The sequence below is a fragment of the Tepidibacter aestuarii genome (assembly GCF_934924865.1).
Taxonomy (GTDB): Bacteria; Bacillota; Clostridia; order Peptostreptococcales; family Peptostreptococcaceae; genus Tepidibacter_A; species Tepidibacter_A aestuarii.
Genome location: NZ_OW235315.1, coordinates 1,767,922 through 1,788,656, shown reverse-complemented (window position 1 = coordinate 1,788,656; position 20,735 = coordinate 1,767,922). Strand labels below are relative to the sequence as shown.

General features: G+C 27.4%; 19 protein-coding genes. 5 read left to right on the top strand and 14 right to left on the bottom strand.

The window, feature by feature from the left end; genetic code table 11:
• Positions 1–58 precede the first annotated feature (58 nt).
• Positions 59–322, bottom strand: a complete 264-nt coding sequence (locus tag M2214_RS08835; protein WP_248484675.1) for a hypothetical protein — start codon at positions 320–322, stop codon at positions 59–61.
• Positions 323–612: 290 nt separating this feature from the next.
• Between M2214_RS08835 and M2214_RS08830 the strand changes: the two genes are divergently transcribed.
• Positions 613–813 carry a hypothetical protein gene (locus tag M2214_RS08830; RefSeq protein WP_248484673.1) on the top strand — a complete coding sequence of 67 codons (201 nt, stop codon included), beginning with the start codon at positions 613–615 and terminating at the stop codon, positions 811–813.
• A 733-nt stretch (positions 814–1,546) separates the two neighbouring features.
• On the opposite strand, the gene M2214_RS08825 is transcribed toward M2214_RS08830, so the two are convergent.
• The gene (locus tag M2214_RS08825) at positions 1,547–1,789 is read right to left on the bottom strand and encodes a hypothetical protein (RefSeq protein WP_248484671.1); all 243 of its coding nucleotides are present in this window, start codon (positions 1,787–1,789) and stop codon (positions 1,547–1,549) included.
• 197 nt (positions 1,790–1,986) lie between these two features.
• Between M2214_RS08825 and M2214_RS08820 the strand changes: the two genes are divergently transcribed.
• On the top strand, positions 1,987–2,307 hold the full coding sequence (locus M2214_RS08820) for a hypothetical protein (RefSeq protein ID WP_248484669.1): 321 nt from the start codon (positions 1,987–1,989) through the stop codon (positions 2,305–2,307).
• Between the two features lie 123 nt (positions 2,308–2,430).
• On the opposite strand, the gene M2214_RS08815 is transcribed toward M2214_RS08820, so the two are convergent.
• Entirely contained in the window at positions 2,431–3,060 is a 630-nt protein-coding gene (locus M2214_RS08815) for a cyclase family protein (RefSeq protein ID WP_248484667.1), read from the bottom strand.
• Between the two features lie 39 nt (positions 3,061–3,099).
• Positions 3,100–3,717: a ribonuclease HI family protein gene (locus M2214_RS08810; protein ID WP_248484665.1), complete on the bottom strand. Its 618-nt coding sequence runs from the start codon at positions 3,715–3,717 to the stop codon at positions 3,100–3,102.
• A gap of 361 nt (positions 3,718–4,078) precedes the next feature.
• Here M2214_RS08810 and M2214_RS08805 point away from each other — a divergent pair, with 361 nt between their 5' ends.
• Positions 4,079–5,203, top strand: a complete 1,125-nt coding sequence (locus M2214_RS08805; RefSeq protein WP_248484663.1) for a tyrosine-type recombinase/integrase — start codon at positions 4,079–4,081, stop codon at positions 5,201–5,203.
• Positions 5,204–5,384: 181 nt separating this feature from the next.
• Here M2214_RS08805 and M2214_RS08800 read toward each other — a convergent pair whose 3' ends face one another.
• Positions 5,385–5,621: an alpha/beta-type small acid-soluble spore protein gene (locus M2214_RS08800; protein WP_256466716.1), complete on the bottom strand. Its 237-nt coding sequence runs from the start codon at positions 5,619–5,621 to the stop codon at positions 5,385–5,387.
• A 91-nt stretch (positions 5,622–5,712) separates the two neighbouring features.
• Complete coding sequence (gene yneA / locus M2214_RS08795) at positions 5,713–5,985, bottom strand: cell division suppressor protein YneA (RefSeq protein WP_248484662.1); 273 nt, start codon at positions 5,983–5,985, stop codon at positions 5,713–5,715.
• A 155-nt stretch (positions 5,986–6,140) separates the two neighbouring features.
• On the opposite strand from yneA, the gene lexA reads away from it, so the two are divergent.
• Positions 6,141–6,764: a transcriptional repressor LexA gene (gene lexA / locus M2214_RS08790; protein ID WP_248484661.1), complete on the top strand. Its 624-nt coding sequence runs from the start codon at positions 6,141–6,143 to the stop codon at positions 6,762–6,764.
• 129 nt (positions 6,765–6,893) lie between these two features.
• Here lexA and M2214_RS08785 read toward each other — a convergent pair whose 3' ends face one another.
• The 3 genes from M2214_RS08785 to M2214_RS08775 form a co-directional block, all read right to left on the bottom strand.
• Positions 6,894–8,816, bottom strand: coding sequence for a type I glutamate--ammonia ligase (locus M2214_RS08785; protein WP_248484660.1), 1,923 nt, complete (start codon positions 8,814–8,816; stop codon positions 6,894–6,896).
• Positions 8,817–9,169: 353 nt separating this feature from the next.
• Positions 9,170–10,531: an alanine/glycine:cation symporter family protein gene (locus M2214_RS08780; protein ID WP_248484659.1), complete on the bottom strand. Its 1,362-nt coding sequence runs from the start codon at positions 10,529–10,531 to the stop codon at positions 9,170–9,172.
• Positions 10,532–10,694: 163 nt separating this feature from the next.
• Positions 10,695–11,996, bottom strand: a complete 1,302-nt coding sequence (locus M2214_RS08775) for a methionine gamma-lyase family protein (RefSeq protein WP_248484658.1) — start codon at positions 11,994–11,996, stop codon at positions 10,695–10,697.
• Between the two features lie 156 nt (positions 11,997–12,152).
• Between M2214_RS08775 and M2214_RS08770 the strand changes: the two genes are divergently transcribed.
• Positions 12,153–13,178 (top strand): tyrosine-type recombinase/integrase, encoded by a 1,026-nt coding sequence (locus tag M2214_RS08770; RefSeq protein ID WP_305879811.1) that lies wholly within the window; start codon positions 12,153–12,155, stop codon positions 13,176–13,178.
• 44 nt (positions 13,179–13,222) lie between these two features.
• Here M2214_RS08770 and hfq read toward each other — a convergent pair whose 3' ends face one another.
• From hfq to miaB, 5 genes are all read right to left on the bottom strand, one after another.
• A complete protein-coding gene (hfq, locus tag M2214_RS08765) occupies positions 13,223–13,468 on the bottom strand; it encodes an RNA chaperone Hfq (RefSeq protein WP_248484657.1) in 246 nt (81 codons plus the stop codon).
• A 37-nt stretch (positions 13,469–13,505) separates the two neighbouring features.
• Positions 13,506–14,450: a tRNA (adenosine(37)-N6)-dimethylallyltransferase MiaA gene (gene miaA / locus M2214_RS08760; RefSeq protein WP_248484655.1), complete on the bottom strand. Its 945-nt coding sequence runs from the start codon at positions 14,448–14,450 to the stop codon at positions 13,506–13,508.
• Between the two features lie 21 nt (positions 14,451–14,471).
• Complete coding sequence (mutL, locus tag M2214_RS08755) at positions 14,472–16,496, bottom strand: DNA mismatch repair endonuclease MutL (protein WP_248484654.1); 2,025 nt, start codon at positions 16,494–16,496, stop codon at positions 14,472–14,474.
• Entirely contained in the window at positions 16,493–19,120 is a 2,628-nt protein-coding gene (gene mutS, locus M2214_RS08750) for a DNA mismatch repair protein MutS (protein WP_408648324.1), read from the bottom strand. The genes mutL and mutS overlap by 4 nt, the downstream gene beginning before the upstream one ends.
• A gap of 65 nt (positions 19,121–19,185) precedes the next feature.
• Positions 19,186–20,619, bottom strand: a complete 1,434-nt coding sequence (gene miaB / locus M2214_RS08745) for a tRNA (N6-isopentenyl adenosine(37)-C2)-methylthiotransferase MiaB (RefSeq protein ID WP_248484650.1) — start codon at positions 20,617–20,619, stop codon at positions 19,186–19,188.
• Positions 20,620–20,735 lie beyond the last annotated feature (116 nt).

Genomic DNA, 20,735 nt, shown 5'->3' with positions numbered 1-20,735 from the left:
AAATAATGAATTGTAACAAAAAACGCTTATATATCTTTTAAAATATAATTTTATATTTTTAAGAAATATAATGTTGTATTAGGCTTAAATTTGAATTATGATTTATACCAGAGTTGCTATTCATCTCTATATTCATTATATTATCAGTTCGTTTTACAGGAGTCAGTAGAGAAAACAAGCCAACGATACTGAGTATAACTATAAATACCATTAATAGAATCTTATTATTTTGAAATTTTATGTTTCTAAAATAATTATTTTTATTTTGTTGTTTATGTTTGATCTTTTTTTTAGCTAAATTAAAGTCAATAACCTTTGACATACTCTAACCCCCTTTTAAATATTCGACTATATTATATATTATTATAACAGATAAACAATGTGAACGGTTTAAATATTTAGAAAATTCAATAATTTAGGTCGGTTGTGTTGATAATAAAGATTATATCCTTATTATTTTTAATCATAATTTCATAATAATACACTCATATATTAATAGTAGAAGGCATTATTATAAAATCTATTTTATTCCTTATATGTATTTACATTCTCTTTATTAAATGTTATGATTTGTTTCACAGATTAATAACTAAATATTAAGGAGAGAATTTAATGAGAGAAGAATGTAAAAAGTGCGGCTTATGCAAAAATGTAACTGTAGAGCCTTTAGAAGGAGAATATATAGAGTTAATAGATAATAATGCAGACTTAAAAGAAAATAAAAATTCTACAAATGAGATTAAGTATAATCAACAACCAAAACCTTTGCCAGAAGAATATATAGAATTAGTAGATGATTTTGAAGATAAATAGAGAATAGTAAGTTATAATAAAAATTCGCATTGTATTTGTAGTGCGTTTTTTTATTGTAAGTTAATACAAAATTTCAAATATGAATTAAACAGGGGAGATTTTACAGCAAATTGTCCGATCATACTATTTTATACGCATAATGATATACTAAGTATTGTTAATATCAATAACTTATATATATAAATCTTGAATTTAAGATTATTTATTAAATATGTATGATGTTGATTTAACTCATGAATTTTAGATAAAACTTGTCGAATTTAAGTACAATTTGAATATAATATAAAATAGCTAAAAATAATTAAATAATTAATTTATACTTATAAAATGAATAAATATATAGTATTAAGAAAATATACGCAAAATGAAGGTATATATAAGTATTACTTAGATGTCTTTATCCAACTATTCCCTAAATATACATTTAAAAACTAGTTGGATTTTATTTTTAGAGGTACCCTCTAATACTTTTTATACATCATACCTAAATTTTTTTAGAATTAATTACATATTAATATTTATAAAATCATTTGTATAGAATATAAAATCTATATTTCATATACAAAATAATTTATTTTATAAATGATTCTTAATCTAATCTTTCAAATTTTTGTCTTACACTTTAAATGGTTTTATATTTTCATTTGAGTAAATCAAATTCTATACCATGGCCTATATACTGTTTTTCTCATTACATTAATAAATCAGTTCAAGTAACTTGAACTGATTTATTTTATACTTCCATATGATTTACTCTTACACCATTTAATTTGCTTAATTCATTCATCATATTATTTATCCTATTTTTTTCTGCTCTTAAATTTAATGTTATTAAACCAGTATTTACTTCTATAGGATCATGCATACCAAACCTATTTAAAATCATATCTCCGTTTTGTGTTAATATTTCTTGTACTTTAGTAGCAGAATCTGTTCTTTGATCTATCCTTATACCTGCAATGCTTAAATTATCCATAATATACCTCCACTATTTAATCTTATACATTTTATTTTAAACTTTTTTCTAATTTTCATACACAAAACTAATAGAAATTTAATATAATCCAAATTTTAGTAACAAATGAATAGTTTTAAAAGCCATGGCGTACTAGAATAATACTACTTAAATAAGGATATTCTAAAGTTAGTATTGTTTATTAGGAGGTTTCAAATATGAACATTAAAAATACAACTTGGAAAGAATTTTTAATAAATAAAGGTTTTGATGCATCTGTATCAAAATCATTTATAGGATTTATATCTTGGAAAGAAGGTGAAAATTTTTCTAATTTAGGAGAAGAAATAAATGACGTATTAGCTGGATACGAAGGAAAAATAGTAGCTAAAGATGTTGTATATGATAAATATAAAAGCATAGGTATATTGTTTTTTAGTAAAGATATATCTCAAGATATTGCAAATAATGTCTTTAAAGCTATCCAATCCTGCGAATATAATGAAGTTTATGATATCAATGACATAGACTCTATTTAAGTTAATTTGATCAAGAACTCTACTATATATATTCTAATCAAAATTCTCTATTTAAAATATAAATGAACTAAATATTATACCTGTGTATTCAATCTAGTTCATTTATATTATGATATCTATCTACTATATAATAGCTATAGCTCTTATAGGTGCTCCATCAGCATTAAGTGTTTTTAAAGGTAAAGCTGTTAACGTAAAGAATTCATCTTCTATTTTTTCTAAATTAGTAAGGTTCTCTATTATAATTAAATTATTTTTCATTAATGTTTTATGGACTTGGAACGAAGTAGATTTCATGTCATCTATAGATATAGCATCTACTCCTATACCTTTTAAGTTAAATTTAACTAGCCAATTAGCTACATCTATACTTATATATGGAAACTCTTCGAAATACTCTTGTTTACCCCAAAACTTACTCCATCCAGTTTTAATTATCACAAAATCACATTTAGCTATTTTATCTTCATATTGAAGTACATCTTTTAACTGTATATGTTTTTTATCTTTAAAATCCAAAATAATAGCCCTACCTACAAAACAATGTACATCCATTTTATCTAATGTAGCTCCATCTTTTAGCATATGTGCAGGAGCATCTATATGTGTTCCTGTATGAGAATACATCGTCATCTTCATTTCACAAAAATTGTCTTTTTCTATAGTATTTGCAGATTCAAGAATAGGCGTCTCAGTTCCTGGAAAAACAGGCATATTCGGATGAATCACATGAGTCAAATCTATAACCTTCATAAAACCTCCCCCTTTCAATCTAATTTTATATAATCTAATCTATATGTTTTTGATATGCATTATATGATTACAATTTTCTCTGTTGTTTTGATTTTTTGAACAAGAACAAACCTCTCTATTAATATCCACAGCATAAAAACATTCATTGTCTACAACTTTGTATATCCCATCCCCTAGATTAAATACAGTTATTTCTATATCCCCTTCATTTGTTTCTTTATTAGGTACTGTATCTATTTTAATATCTTTTTTGCTTAGACCATCTTTGGATAATTTATCTGCCATGGCATTTTCATTCCTACGCACCCATTTTATATTTAAATTAGCAAATTTACTCATAAGGCTAACAGCTTCGTCTCTAAGAGGAATTAAATGTTCTTTTTTACACTTCCACTGTCCTGTAACCTGTTTTATTATAAGATCTGAATCTCCATATACATTGATTTCTTCTTTAATTAGCCCTAATCCTATTAAATCTTTCATACATTCTATCAAAGCTTTATATTCAGCTGTATTATTAGTACCTTTTCCGCCGTATAAAGCAACTTCCTTTAAATAGGCATTGTATTTTGTATCATAAATAGCATATCCTAACCCCGTGTCAGCCTCTTTATTTCCATTATCATTACAAGCACCATCAAAATTACATTTAATCAACAATAACACTTCCTTTTCATATAACTTATTTTCATGTTCATTATAGCATTAAATATGTATAAATATAATAAAAATATTAATTATAATCTAGTTAGATTCAATATTATTGTGTTTCTTGTAATATTAATTTTTAATTAAATGTTTTATTCTATCCTTATTCAAGGAACAAAATGAAAACAACTTCATTTTAACGAACTTTTTTTAAATTGAAATTTGTTTAGTTCGTTATTTTATAAAAAAATATCGGGTTTAGAATTTTAAACCTAAGTAAATCGTTCGTATTTATTGAACTCTTGTTTTTTATAAACTAAATTGATATCATATAAATAGTATATTTTTATACACAAAAGGAGTGTTTTAATTGCATAAGAATTTAAAAATACATAATAAGTCAGATAAACCAGACAACATAGTTTTAAAAGAAAATTCAATAATAGAAAATTGTGTTAAAACCGAAAATCAATTACCTAAATTCATGAAGGATTTTTTTGTATATCTTAAAAGCGCAGTTGTTTCATCAACTAGATTAGCTTATTTAGAAGACATTTTATTTTTTTGTAAATACCTAATAAATGAATCAGAATTAACATCATCTAGTAAGTGTAAAGATATAAGTATTGAAGAATTTAATAATATGAAAGCAAGAGATATTAATTTATTTTTAGGAGATTATTGCTCAAGGTATTATAAAAAAACAGATAGAAACACATTAGTATTTGAAAATAACAATAGATCGTTGGCTAGAAAAAAATCTTCATTATCTTCTTTATTTAAGTTTTTATACAGAAATGAACAAATAAATCAAAATATTACAGATGGTTTCAACCCTATAAAACTTCCAAAGCCTCAGCCGGATGCTATTAAAAGGTTAGAGATTGATGAAGTTGCTAAAATGATAGATGTAGTTGAATCAGGAGAAGGTTTAACGGAAAGAGAAAAAATATATTGGAAAAAAACAAAACTTAGAGATAAAGCTATATTGATATTATTCGTTACATATGGTTTAAGACTTAGCGAACTTAGAGAGCTTAATATTTCTTCGTTTAACTTTAATAGAGGAGAATTTAAAATTTATAGAAAAAGAGGAAAAGAAGCTTTAATGCCACTTAATAAAACATGCGAGTCCGTGGTTTTGGATTATATTAAAGATGAAAGAACAAATTCTGATAAGCTTCAAGACGAACATAAAGATGCGCTTTTTTTATCTATTCAAAATAAAAGAATGACGTTAAAAGCAATAAGAGAATTAGTTGTAAAATATACATCTATAGGTATGAATATGCCTAGAGGCAATGGATATAGCCCTCATAAATTAAGAGCTACATCTGCTACATCTTTAATACAATATGGATTTTCAATATATGATGTTCAAAATTTGCTAGATCACGATAATGTAACTACAACTCAACTTTATGCAGCACATAAGAAAAATGTAAAACGAGAAATTGTTAAGAATTTTGAATGGCTAGAAGATAAAACAGAGTAGAAGCCAAATGTTTTAACTATAAATAGTATAATGAATATCGGATACTAAATATAATATACATGTTTGTATCTAGTATTATGCTTAGCGAAAAGCGACAAAGTATGCCGATTACCTCTATTGGAGATTGATTCTAAAAAAGGATGAACGAATTTTTCGTTCATCCTTTTAATATTTAACTTATCTAATCTAAATTCTGTGGTGCTGAATTACTACCATAAGCCATATTCCTTGCAGCATTTTCTACTAATCTTTTTGTCATTTCTCCACCTAGTTTTCCACCCGTTTGACCTGCTTGTCTAGAAGTAATATTACTAGATAAATTTGAGTTGGGCATAGAAATGCCCAACTCATTTGCAATTTCTTCTTTAAATTGATTTAATGCCATTCTTGATTCTTTTACTACAGGATTTTTCGACAATTTGTACACCTCTTTCTTTTTCGATTACTATTATTATTTACAAAGAAGAAGTACAATATATTAGGAAATAAACACCATAAACATATAGTTTCTATTCTTTTTCATAAACAGGAATTAATAGTTGATCTCCAGGATGTATATTTGCACTTTCTAAATTATTAACCTTTCTTATCATATATATGTACTTTCTTATATCTTCTTTTTCAGGTATGTTTTCTTTTGCTATATTCCAAAGAGTATCCCCTTGTATCACATTGACAGTTTCATACTCTACTATATTTTTATAATTTTTTAAACCCGAAAAACCGCTTAGTAAACTTATTGCAGAAAATAATATTATTATGTAAACTAAATTCCTTTTCATAACAAATTCCTCCTCTTTATTTTTCAGAACACTTGTTCTTATTAAAGTATAACAGAACAGATGTTCTGAGTCAACGAAAAAAGAACGAATGTTTGTTTTTTATTCTGTTTGATGTTATAATATAATTATAAACTTATGATGGGAGGATATTTAAAATGTATTCAGATTTAACCAGTAAACAAATAGAAATTTTAAACTTTTTAAAACTACAAATTAATAAAAAGGGTTATCCACCATCTGTCAGAGAAATATGTAGTGCAGTAAATTTAAAATCAACATCTACAGTTCACTCACATCTAAATAAATTAGAAGAAAAAGGATACATTAGAAAAGATAAAACAAAACCAAGAGCTATAGAAATTCTAGATTCAAATGACGATAGTCTCTTTAGTAGAAAAGAAACGATAGATATTCCTTTAGTAGGAAGCGTTACAGCGGGAGCTCCTATACTAGCTACTGAAAATATAGAAGAATTCGTCCCTTTACCCTCTAGTTTAATAGATGCTAATAATGCATTTATGTTAAGAGTAAAAGGAGATAGCATGATTAATGCTGGAATATTAGATGGGGATTATATTATAGTAAATAAACAAAACACTGCTAGAAATGGGGAAATAGTAGTGGTTTTAACAGAAGATAATGAATCTACAGTAAAAAGGTTTTTTAAAGAAGAAAATAGAATTAGACTTCAACCAGAGAACCCTTATATGGAACCCCTGTATTTTAATGATGTTAAAATATTAGGTACTTTGAAAGGCGTATTCAGAGTTGTAAAATAAGTGAAAGGCTTATAGTATAAACTGTGGGCCTTTTATTCATTTTGTACATATTAATTGCCTATAGAATAAAAAATGCTGGATTTATTAATGAAATCCAGCATTTTTTTATTTATTAAATTTAGTTTTTAACTAAAATAAATTTTTCTTATATATTATATATAAATCCTTAAGTAATTTTATCTTCTCATTCATTTCTATTTGAAGATTAGATACTGAGTCATAATTTTGTGCCTCTATCGCATCTCTTATTCTTGTAAATAAAGATTTTTCATCAGTCTTATCTTTCATTAAATAACATCTTAATGTGTGTATTTTTTGCCAATTAACTATATCTAAATCTGTAATATCTTCAAAGTGCATCTTTTTACAAGATCTTACTATTTCCATGTTGTCACATATTATTCTATCTTTCAATTCTCGTAACCATTGATTTATGATGGATTCTTTAAATGAGTCTATTGTTTGTTCTGTAAAAACATCATTATATATTAATGCTTTTTTCTTTTCTTCATGTCTATCGAAATTCTTTGCATTTTCCCAAACCGTTTTAGGAGGTATTCCAAATAAATTATTTCGTTGTTCTTCTGTATAAAATTCAAAAACGTCTTCTTCACTTCTATATTCTCTATGTTTTTCTAAATATCCAGTTATTTCACCTGATTTTTTAGAAAATTCTTTTTCAAGTTCTTTAGATGTTTTTTTGTTTTCTATAGCATACTTTATTCCATCAAGCATAACCTGATAAGATGCTGCTATTATTATATACGTATTAGACATAGGATTTGGAGCTCTTAATTCAAATCTTGTAGCTAATGGATTTTCTAAATCTCTTATCAAACCAACCAATATAGATCTATTTCTTGATGGATTATCTACACTTTTTCCAAGTGATGACACAATACAAACAGGAGCTTCGAATCCTGGTTTTAATCTATTTAAAGCATCATTTGAAGAAGTTACAAAAGGATTAAGTAGTTCGTAGTTCTTTAAAATTCCCATTAATGCACCAAATCCAATAGGACTTGCATATTCAGCTTTCATGTCAGATGGAGAAAATAGATTCACTATCTTTCCGCTATTTAGTCTTGCAGCTACACCTAAGTGTGTATGTTCTCCACTTCCTGCTACACCTTCTATTGGTTTTGCAGCAAAGGTAACTTCTAATCCATAATTTTTAAATACGTCATTTACTAAATTCCTAATTATAAGCTCGTTATCAGCTGCTTGAATAGCATCACTATACTTCCAATCTATCTCAAGTTGTTCCATAACGTGATTAGATTTTCCTCTTGAGTTGATAGCTGAAGTTATTCCTCCTACTTCTTTATGTCCCATTTCAGGATTAACTCCGTATTTTTCCATTAAATATATACTCTTTTCTAATGCTGTTCTAACTGTTCCTTGAGTTCGCTTCCAATATTGTTCTTTTAAGTTTTGTGATGTAGAAAGTTTTTCTTCATCAGCTTTATCCTCAGGTGTGTTAACCCAAAATTCAAGCTCCGTAGCTGATGTTAGTAGAATTTCCTTTATTTCATCACAATCTTTAATTCCAACAGAATTTAAAACATCACTATTTTTACACACTAATCTAAGTATCTCATCTTTAAAATTTTCTATAGATTTTTTTAGTATAGATCTCGAGCACACTTTATTTCCGTTATGCACTAAAAACGAAGGTATTCTCAAAGTTCCAACAGGAAGATGTGTTTCATCATTTAAGTTCTGAAAATTATAATCAACAAACCACGCTACATCCTTATCTGGAATTATTTCTACTTTGGCATCATTTAAAGTTGCTATATTATCAAGAACAACGCTCGAACCATCTGTTTGAATTCCAGTTTGAATGAATTTATCTATATCTTCTAAAAAAACACTACTCGGTATTTTTTCGTCAGTATCATTACCTCTTAAATCAATCCCAACTAATGAAACAAATTCGATTTCTGGATGATTATCTAAAATCTCCTTAACATTTTCTGCTGAGTGCTTATCTTTCGGTATAAAATATACAAGCTTGCTTAAAATATCTTTCTTTAACTCCTTCAACATGAATAATACCCTCCCTTATAAATGTCTTATTATAGCAAAATAACTTTAATTAACTTACATAAATATATATTTTAGTAATAACGTACGTGCTTCTACGTATTTTAAAATTTTTTTTATGCATATTGTTAACAAAACTTTTTTATTAATATTGAAATTATATTACACATCTCATTCTTTGTAAAGTAAATACATTAATAAATTTTTAAAATATATTAATGTTACAAATATTTTTACTTTTCTTCTTAAATTCATAATTGAATCTACTAAAATTATTATCTATTTATCTATATAACACATAAAAAAACAAGCGTTATCTATTTAAACAGATAATGCTTGTTTTTTATAAAATAGTGCTAAGCACTAGCTTTTATCTTTTCTTTTTCTTTATTTTCAAAATCTATTAAACTCGATTTTGTAACTTTTAATAAATAAACAAGAGCAATTATATTAGGTATAACCATAAGTCCATTAACAGTATCTGCTAATTGCCATACAACAGGCACTTCAAGTAAAGTTCCAAGTACCAATACCATAATTATGAATAGCTTATAAAATTTAACTCCTTTTATACCAATTAAATATTTAACATTTAATTCTCCATAGAAATACCATCCTATTATAGTTGAAAAGGCAAAGAAAAATAAAGAAATTGCTATAAATACCCCTCCAAAACTTCCGAGCCCATTTACAAAAGCTTGTTGAGTTAATTCAATTCCAGTTGTAGTTCCATCTAAAGCTCCAGTTGTAAGTATAACCAAAGCTGTTAAAGTTAATATTACAAATGTATCTATAAAAACTCCTACTATAGATACTAACCCTTGCTCTATAGGATGATTAACTTTTGCAACAGCATGTGCATGTGGAGATGATCCCATCCCAGCTTCATTTGAAAATAATCCCCTAGCAACTCCGTATCTCATAGCTTCTTTCATACCAACACCTATTAATCCTCCAGTGGCTGCTTTTGGATTAAATGCTCCTAGAAAAATCATTTTAAATGCAGGTATTATATTCGATGCATTTATTCCTATTATTATTAAGCTACCTATTATAAATAATAACGCCATTATTGGAACTAGTTTTTCTGTAACAGATGCTATACGTCCTATTCCTCCAGAAACTACTAAAAAAGTTACTCCGGCGATTGTAACACCTACAACTATCCCCGGTACATTAAATGCCATTTTAAAAGCTCCCGCTATTGAATTAGATTGGATCATACCTCCAGTTAAACCAGCTGATAATATCATTGCTATTGCAAAAAATGATGCTAAGAATTTACTATTAAGACCTTTATCTATATAGTATGCTGGACCTCCACAGATCTGACCATCTACTTTAGTTTTATATTTTTGCGAAATAACTGCTTCACTAAAGCTAGTTCCAAATCCAAAAAATGCACTTACCCACATCCAAAATATAGCTCCTGGACCTCCTGCTGCAATAGCAGTTGCTGCTCCTGCTAAATTACCTGTTCCAACTTGTCCTGCTATTGCTGTTGCTAAAGCTTGGAAAGATGACATTCCATCGTCATCTGCCTTATTTCCTTTTAGTGATACACCTCCAAAAGTATGTTTGAAAGCTTTTTTGAACATTCTTATTTGAACAAACCTAAAAGAGAATGTAAATAATATACTGGCTCCACACAATACAAACACTAGTAATTTCCCCCATAAAATGTCGTTAATACCTTTTATTAATGCTAATAAATCCATGTTGACTCCTCCTTAAAATTTTGATAAATAAATTTTATGTAAAAATAATTATTTATGTAACTATTTGACAAAATATAACGTTTTCCTTTGGTTTTTTTCTATATTTCATAAAGTTCTCCAATTGGGAATGTTGTGAAATTTCAAACTATAAAAATACCAACCTCTATATAGAAGTTGGTATTTTTATAGTTTTATTTTTTATCATTTCGGTTAAAGCTTTTAGTGATCCAAACTTAGAATGAGTATAAGTCAATCCTCCTTGGAAATATACATTATAAGGCGGTTTTATAGGTGCGTCAGCACTAAGTTCTATAGATGAACCTTGAACAAAAGCTCCAGCCGCCATTATTACATCACTATCATAACCAGGCATAGGCCATGGCTCCGGACTTACAAAAGAATCAACAGGAGCTGCATATTGTATTCCTTTGCAAAAAGATATTATCTGATCGGCGTTATCAAATTTAATTATCTGTATTATATCACTTCTAACATCATTAGGTTTAGGTAGAATTTCAAATCCTAATTCTTCAAATAATTTAGAACAAAATATAGCACCCATTAAAGCTTGACCTACAGTATGAGGTGCTAAAAATAAACCTTGAAGTACACTTCTGGTAGTTCCGAAAGTCAACCCACATTCTTTTCCTATCCCAGGAGATGTAAGTCTATATGATATTAACTCAACTATTTCTTTTTTACCAACTATGTACCCTCCTGTTAAGGCTAATCCTCCCCCTGGATTTTTTATTAAAGATCCAGCCATTATATCAGCACCAACATCAGTAGGTTCTTTCATTTCTAAAAATTCACCATAGCAATTGTCTACCATTACAATTATATCTTCTCTTACAGATTTAACTGTATTTATTATTTTTTCTATATCATCTATAGTCAGAGATTTTCTCCAGCTATATCCTTTTGACCTTTGTATTAAAACAAGCTTAGTTTTATCGTTTATTTTTTCTTTTATATTAATGTAATCAGGCTCTCCATTACCCAAAAAATCAACTTGATTATAAGTTACGCCGAACTCTTTTAAAGATCCTCTTGAATTTCTAATTCCTATAACTTCTTCTAATGTATCATACGGTTTTCCTGTTGCTGATAATATTTCATCTCCTGGTCTTACTATCCCACTTATACAAAGTGATAAAGCATGAGTTCCGTTAACTATTATAGGCCTTACTATAGCATCTTCTGTATTAAATACATAAGAGTAAATTTCTTCTACTTTTTCTCTTCCAACATCATTATATCCATACCCTGTAGTCCAGTTAAAATGATTATCAGAAAGGTTAGCTTTTTGCATAGACTTTAACACTTTGTATTGATTATATTCACTTACTTCATTTATTTCTTTAAATTTACTTTGTATTTTACCTTCTATATTCTCGCTTAATTTTACGACAGATTTATCTATATCATAAAAATCAAACAGCATATCTTTAGTTTGTTCAAGCACTATATACCACCCGTTTCTTAAGTTATTTTTGACATTAGAATTTTATCATAAAGAAATAACATATTCAATTTTTTCGCAAAATAATATATAATAATACATATAACTTCGCATAAGATATGTTATGCGAAGTTATATGTATTATTAAGGGGGGTTATGATGAAATACACGACAGATGATTTAATCAGCAGTTTAAAACTCAGACGACAATTATTCCCTATAGCTAATTATCCAATGGAGTTTAAAGAAGCTTTTGAAGTATTTATAGATGCTTTAATTTCAGCTCAAAAATCTATAAACACTATACAAGCCTATTATTTCGATTTAAAGACGTTTTTTGAGTTTTTGATACTAAACTATGAGGACATAGAATATCTTTCCGATATACGCCCTCTAGCACTTACCCGTTTTTATACATATTTACAAACCGAAAGGAAAAATTCATACAAATCGATAGTAAGAAAAAAAATGGTACTTAACGTATTTTTTAAATATTTAATAGAACAAGGGGTTATATTAGAACGTCAAAATCCAATAAAAAAAGAAGAGGTTATAAAAAGTAGGGTATCAAACAAAAAATCTCCACCTGTTTTTTTAGAGACATATGAGATAAAGAAGATATTCGATTTTATAAAAAACTCACGCTCTAATAAATTTTATAAATTAAGAAACCTGAGTATAGTATCATTAATGCTTTATAGTGGTCTAAGAGTATCCGAAATTATAAGTATAAACTTAAAAGACATAGAATATGCACTTAATCACGAAATTTTATCAATCGTAGGAAAAGGAAGTAAGGAAAGAAAAATTCCTATATTAAAAGATGAGCTTTTAAACGGAAGTTTAAACTCTCTATATCAATACTACATAGAAAGGTTAAAATTAGATATTAATACAGATGCACTTTTTGTATCAACTAAAAAAACTAGACTTACAACAAGAGCTGTTCAAATGCTTATGAAAAAATATTCAGCAAATACTGATTTAAATAAAACTATAACACCTCATAAATTAAGGCATACCTTTGCTACTCACTTAATAAAGAATGGAGCTGATATAAGAAAAGTACAAGAATTACTTGGTCATTCATCTATATCAACTACTCAAATCTATACGCATATACAAATAGATGATTTAAAAGATACTTTAAAAGAATATAAACTCAATTTAAATTCTTTAATATAATAAAAAGCACATCTAAATTTGTTTTAGATGTGCTTTTTATTATATTATTTCTTAAGGTTACTATTAGAGTTAATTAAATTTATATTAGTATTAGGTATTATTGTAGAAACAGCGTGCTTATAAATCATTTGCTGTTTACCTTCATTTTCTAAAATTATTATATAACTATCAAATCCCTTTACTCGACCTTTTAACTGAACTCCATTAACTAAAAATATTGTTATAGCTACTTTTTCTTTTCTAGCTTGATTTAAAAATAAATCCTGTAGATTCAACGTGTTGTTTTTCAAAGCTACCCCTCCTAATTATGTATATTTTATTAATATTCTATAAATTTCTTAAAAGTCCTTCTATATAAGATAAAATTAATGATTTTGCCTCATCTTGATCCGAAAAATTATCTAAATCTATCCATTTTGCAAAATCATACCTCTTGAACCATGTTATTTGTCTTTTTGCATATCTTCTACTATCCCTTTTTATCAACTCAATAGCATCTTCTATAGAATACTCTCCTTTCAGAGATTTAATTATTTCTTTATATCCTATAGCCTGCATAGAAGTCAATTTCTCATTGTATCCCATTTCTAAAAGTTTGTTTACTTCTTTTAAGAGGCCTTGACTCATCATGATGTCCACCCTTTTATTTATTCTTTCATAAAGATGTTCTCTATCTCTATTCAATATTATAAAGATAGGGTAATAATCTTCGTTAAATTTTATATCATTTTTAAAATTCCCTATTTTTTCTTCAGCTTCTAAACAAACTTCAATAGCTCTAATAACTCTTTTTATATTATTAGGATGTATTCTTTCTGCGCTTTTTTCATCAAGTTCCTTTAATTTGTTATGAAGGTATTCAACTCCATATTCATCTGCTTCTTTTTGGAGTTCATCCCTAAGCTTTGTATTTCCTTTAGATTTAGTAAAATCCATGTCATATATTAAAGAATTTATATAAAGACCCGTTCCACCTGCTATTATAGGAAGTTTTCCATTTTCATAGATTTCATTAATATATATTTTGGCTCTTTGTTGAAAATCAACTACAGAAAACTCAACGTCAGGTTCAACTTCATCTATTAAATAATGTTTTACACCATACATCTCTTCTTCTGTTATTTTAGCAGTCCCTATATCCATGTATTTATATATTTGCATAGAATCAGCAGAGATTATTTCTCCATTAAGTTTTTTTGCTAAATTTATAGATAAATCCGTTTTTCCAACAGCAGTAGGCCCTGCTATAAATACTACAGGTATTTTCCCCATATCTCAATCACCTTTCTAATATCAAATAATTCTCTTAAACATTTTCTCAATTTCTTTTTTTGTCATCTCTACTATAACAGGTCTTCCATGAGGACAAGTATATGAATTGTTACACCTCTTTAACTTTGCTATAAGAGTATTTATTTCTATGTTTTCAATTCTATCATTCGCTTTAATAGCACTTTTACAAGCCATAGATGCTATTTGTTCTTTTTTGAAATCATAATTGTTAAATAGCTTGTCTATATTATCTATTATGTCTAATATAAAATTCTCAGATTCAGGAATTCCGAATATATTAGGCACAGATCTAACTATAATAGAATTATCTCCAAATAATTCAACTTCAAAACCAAATTTCATAAATATATCTAATTTATCTTCTATAATAAGCATATCTTTATTAGACAACTCCATAATCATTGGTTTTAATAAAATTTGACTAGATATATTTTCGGTTTTGAATTTTGCTAAATAATCTTCATATACAACTCTTTCATGAGCAGCGTGCTGATCAATTAAAAATATAGATTCTTTAGATTGACATATGATATAAGTATTAAAGATTGTTCCTACTATATTTAAGTCATTCAATTTTTCATTATAATATTCAGCTGATATCTCTTCACTACATTCTTTAGCTTCTTCTACATTAAAGTTTATAGTTTCTTTTGTATTATCTTTTAAAAAATCATTATTTTCTTTTTCAGTCAATTTTTTATTATAATCAAATTCATGTGAATTAGTTTTCAATCCTATTTTATCTTCTTTAAAAATACTATCATTACTGATAGTTAACTTATCTAAAGTATTATCTATATTAGTTATATATGGCTTATCTAAGATACTATCTATATTTTCTATTTTTATGCCATAATCAACACTTTTTTCTTGGATATTATCTATTTTAACTTTAGTTTCATTTTGCTCCGTTTTCTTCAAGTCTATTTTTTCTTTATTAATATCCATTATCAAATCATCTATAGATATTACATTTTCTTTATTTTCTTCTTTTTTAATATCTTGATTATTTGATACATACTTAGGGATTAAGTTTGTCCTAAGTAAAAGTTCATTAATTTTAATTTTTATCAAATTAAATATTCTTTGATCATCTTCAAATTTAATCTCAAGTTTATTAGGGTGTACGTTTACATCTATCTTTTGGGCATCTATTGATAAATTTAAAAAGCATATAGAATGCTTGTTTATAGGAAGTATACCTTTATAAGCTTCATATATAGCAGCTAATATCAATTTACTTTTCACATAACGTCCATTTATATACACATGCTGAAGTGTTTTGTTGTTTCTATATATAGTGTTATTACCTATATATCCTGTCAATTTCAAAAAATCAGTTTCTATTTCTATATTTTTCAAATTATCAGAAATCTTTTTACCGTAGATAGATCTTACAGTGTTTTTAAGATTGTTATCTCCAGGAGTAGTTAACATAATTCTATTATTGTTAATGTATTTAAACTGAATATTAGGATTTCCTATGCAAAGCTTGTTTATCATATCAGTTATATTTATATTTTCACTAGTAGATGACTTTAAAAACTTTTTTCTAGCTGGAGTGTTAAAGAATAGATCCTTAACTATAATAGTAGTTCCTACAGAAGTTCCTATAGGCTCTTTATTCTTTATAACTCCACCTTCTATACATACCTTCACTCCTATTGTATCTTCTATTGTTCTAGTTATAAGTTCGACTCTAGCAATTGACGCGATACTTGCCAAAGCTTCTCCTCTAAATCCTAATGAATCAAGTTCGTAAAGATCTTCTATCTCAGATATTTTACTTGTGGCATGCCTTAAAAATGATTTTTCAACTTGATTCTTAGGTATGCCATGGCCATTATCTGTAATTCTTATTAAATCTTTACCGCCATTTGATATTTCTATTGTTATTTTAGATGATCTTGCATCTATACAATTTTCAACTAACTCCTTAACTACGGAAGAAGGTCTTTCAACAACCTCTCCCGCGGCTATTTTATTTATTGTATATTCATCTAGAAGATTTATTTCTTTAATCACTTCTCATCATCTCCGATTAATTTAACCTTATTTTGAAGATTATATAAAGTATTCATAGCATCAATAGGTGTCATACCCACTATATTTAAAGACAATATTTCTTTCAATATAGATTGCTTTTCTAAGATACCAAAACTGATTTGTTGATTCAAATCGTCTTTTTTATTATCAACACTATACTCCTCATCCGTTATAGCACTTTCTTTAACTTGCAACGAAGAATTTACTGTATCTTTTTCATTACCTTCTAGTTGTGCAAGTATTTTATTTGCTCTATTTATAACATCATCAGGCAACTCAGCAAGCTTTGCAACATGTATTCCATAACTTCGATCTGCTCCACCTTTTATAATCTTTCTTAAGAAGATTATATCTTCACCTTGCTCTTTTACAGCTACACAATAGTTTTTAATACCAAATAACTTTTCTTCAAGTTCTGTTAGTTCATGATAGTGAGTAGCGAATAGTGTTTTACAGCCTATTCTTTCATTAATGTACTCCACAATAGACCAAGCTAAACTAAGTCCATCAAATGTACTAGTTCCCCTACCTATTTCATCAAGTATTACCAAACTATTTTTCGTAGCATTCTTTAAAATATGAGAAACCTCAGTCATCTCTACCATAAAAGTACTCTGTCCTTGTGATAAATCATCACTTGCTCCGACTCTTGTGAATATTCTATCTACAATAGGTACATCAGCTCTTTGTGCAGGTACAAAAGATCCTATATGCGCTAGTAATGTTATTAAAGATACTTGCCTCATATATGTTGATTTTCCGGCCATATTAGGTCCTGTAATTATACCTATTTTACTATCTGATATATTTAGATTAGTGTCATTTGGAACAAAGTTTTCTTCACCTATTATATTTTCAACAACGGGATGTCTTCCATTTACTATACAAAGTTCTTCTTCACAAGTTATATTAGGTTTACAGTAATTATTTTGATAAGCAACCTTACCTAATGAATTTATAACATCTATAAATGCTATTGTTTTAGCAACTTGTTGAATTCTATTTATATTTTCATACAGTCTATTTCTAACTTGTACAAATATACTATATTCAAGATCTTTTATCTTTTCTTTAGAATTTAGAATTTGCTCTTCAATTGTTTTTAATTCTTCAGTTATGAATCTTTCAGCATTACTCAACGTTTGCTTTCTTATATAATAATTTGGTATTTCAAATTGCTTCAAGTTAGTTTTAGTTATTTCTATATAATATCCAAACACCTTGTTAAAACCTATTTTTAAAGATTTTATTCCTGTTTTATTTCTTTCTTTATCTTCTATCTCACTTATAACAGCAGCGCCATTTTTAGTTAAATCTCTTAATCTGTTTATATCTTCATCATAACTTGACTTTATTATATTGCCATCTTTTAAAGTTAACGATGGTTCCTCTATTATAGATTCATCTATCAACTTATAGATATCATATAACTCATCTATATCATTCACTAATTTTTTCATATAATTAGTATCTGATTCTCGCAGTAATTCTTTTATACCTGGTATCTTTTTAATTGATTCTTTAAGATTTATAAGTTCTTTAGGATTTATTTTCTCAAAGGCTAGCTTTCCACACAGTCTTTCTATATCATATATGTTTTTTAATTCTTCATTAAGGTCCTCTCTCAAAGAAAAATCGTCTTTTATCTCTTCTATTAAATTAAGTCTTTCTTGTATTCTTTCTTTATTAATAAGAGGTTGCTCAATCCATTTTCTTAAAAGTCTTCCTCCCATCGCAGTATTAGTTTTATCTAATACATGAAGTAACGATCCTTTTTTTTGTTTGCTTCTCATTGTTTGTGTAAGTTCAAGATTAAGCCTTGTAAACATATCAATAGACATAAAATCATTAGAGTTATAAATAGAAATAGTACTTATATTAGAAGATATCTGTTTTTGTGTTGAAAAAATATAATTTAGCAGACCTATCAAACTAAACTTTATATGAATATCTTGATTTAAGTTAAGAGTATTTATATATTCTTTAGAAAAATATTTTTCTAAAATATTATCATCATCATTATAATATATAGATGAGTCATTGTTTAAATAAGAATTATTAAGAGTGCATATTGTTTGTAACTTCTCATTTTCTACATTAAAATATATAACTTCCTTAGGTTGAATTTTAGCAATTTCTTCAATCAAATTCGATTCATCTATGCTAGTTGCATAAAAATCACCAGTGGTTATATCTACATAAGATATACCTATCTTACCATCTTCTTTATATATAGATAAAAGGTAGTTATTTTTTTTGTTATCTAGTAGATTTTCTTCCATTACAGTTCCAGGACTTACTACTCTCACAACATCTCTTTTTACTAACCCTTTTGCAGCAGATGCATCTTCTACTTGTTCACATATAGCTACCTTATATCCATTTTCAATTAATTTTGATATATATGAACTAGATGAATGAAAAGGTACTCCACACATAGGAGCTCTTTCTTCAAGACCACAGTTTTTACCAGTCAAAGCTATTTCTAATACTCTAGATGCAACTATTGCATCCTCAAAAAACATTTCATAAAAATCTCCAAGCCTAAAGAAAAGTATACTATCCTTATAGTTTTCCTTTATCTGAAAATATTGTTTCATCATAGGTGTTAACTTATTCAAATATTCTCCCTCCAATCATTAGAAGAAAAGCACTCATAATTTGAGTGCTATTCTTCGATAAGTATTCCATTTAAAGAAAATCTTCTAACTTCTGCTATCTTCACATTAACTAATTGTCCTACAAGCTCTTTTGGACCTTCAAAGTTTACAAGTTTATTATGTCTAGTTCTACCAGAGAGTTTCGAACTATCATTCTTGCTTTCCCCCTCAACTAAAACTTCTACAATGTCACCCTTATACTTCATATTTTTTTCTTTAGCTATATTGTTAACCTCTTCTAGAAGTCTATTAAAACGATCATGCTTTACATCATTAGGAATTTGATTTTCCATATCAGCTGCTGGAGTTCCTTTTCTAATTGAATATATAAATGTAAACGCGGAATCATACTCTACTTTTTTAACTACATCCAATGTATCTAAGAAATCTTCTTCTGTTTCCCCGGGGAAGCCTATCATTATATCCGTAGATAAAGTTATTCCAGGTATTTCTTCTTTTATCTTCTTTACTAAAGATAGGTAATCTTCTTTAGTATATTTTCTGTTCATTTCCTTTAAAACTTTAGTGCTACCAGATTGGATAGGTAAATGTAAATATTCACATACTTTATCGCACTCTTTCATAGCATATATCAAATCATCAGATAAATCTTTAGGGTGAGATGTCATGAATCTTATTCTTTCTATTCCATCTATCTTATTAAGTTCTCTTAAAAGATTCGCAAAAGAAAATGGAGTTTCAAATGTATTACCGTATGAATTCACATTTTGACCTAATAGTGTTATTTCTTTAGTTCCATTTTGAGCAAGATCCTTAACTTCTTTTATTATATCTTCTGGATTTCTGCTTCTTTCACGGCCTCTAGTGTAAGGTACTATACAGTAAGTACAGAAATTGTTGCATCCATAAGCTATATTTACAAATGCCTTTAATTCATATTTTCTATTGCTTCTTAATCCTTCAACAACCTCTCCATCTACGTCCCAAACATCTACAAGTATTTGATCACTTTCTAATGATTCAGAAAGAAGCTGTGCAAATCTATATAGATTATGTGTTCCAAAAACTAAATTTACATGCTTAAATTTTTTCTTTATTTCTTCAACTACGTGAGGCTGTTGCATCATACAGCCACAAACAGCAATTACGAGATTGGGGTTTTTTTCCTTTAAAACTTTTAGATGGCCTAAATTTCCATATACTTTAAGCTCAGCATTTTCCCTAACAGCACAAGTATTGTATATTATAAGGTCTGCCTCTTCGGTTTTATCCGTCTTGTCGTATCCCATTTGGTTTAACATTGCATCTAACTTTTCTGAATCATGTTCATTCATTTGACAACCATACGTTACAGTAAGATGTTTTTTTCTCTTTCCAGCCATTTCAAAATATCTATCATTTTGAGATTTTATAACCTCTATATATTTATCCTGTTCTCTTATTTTTTCTATAGGAACATGTACTTGTTTTCTTTTACCCAAAATAATTCCTCCTTAACTACTTTAAAGCTTGTTATATTTGCTTTTTTGATTCAAATTTTATTATATCAAAATTATATAGAAAAAAGAAGAGAATAAGTTGCATTCTCTTTTAAAAA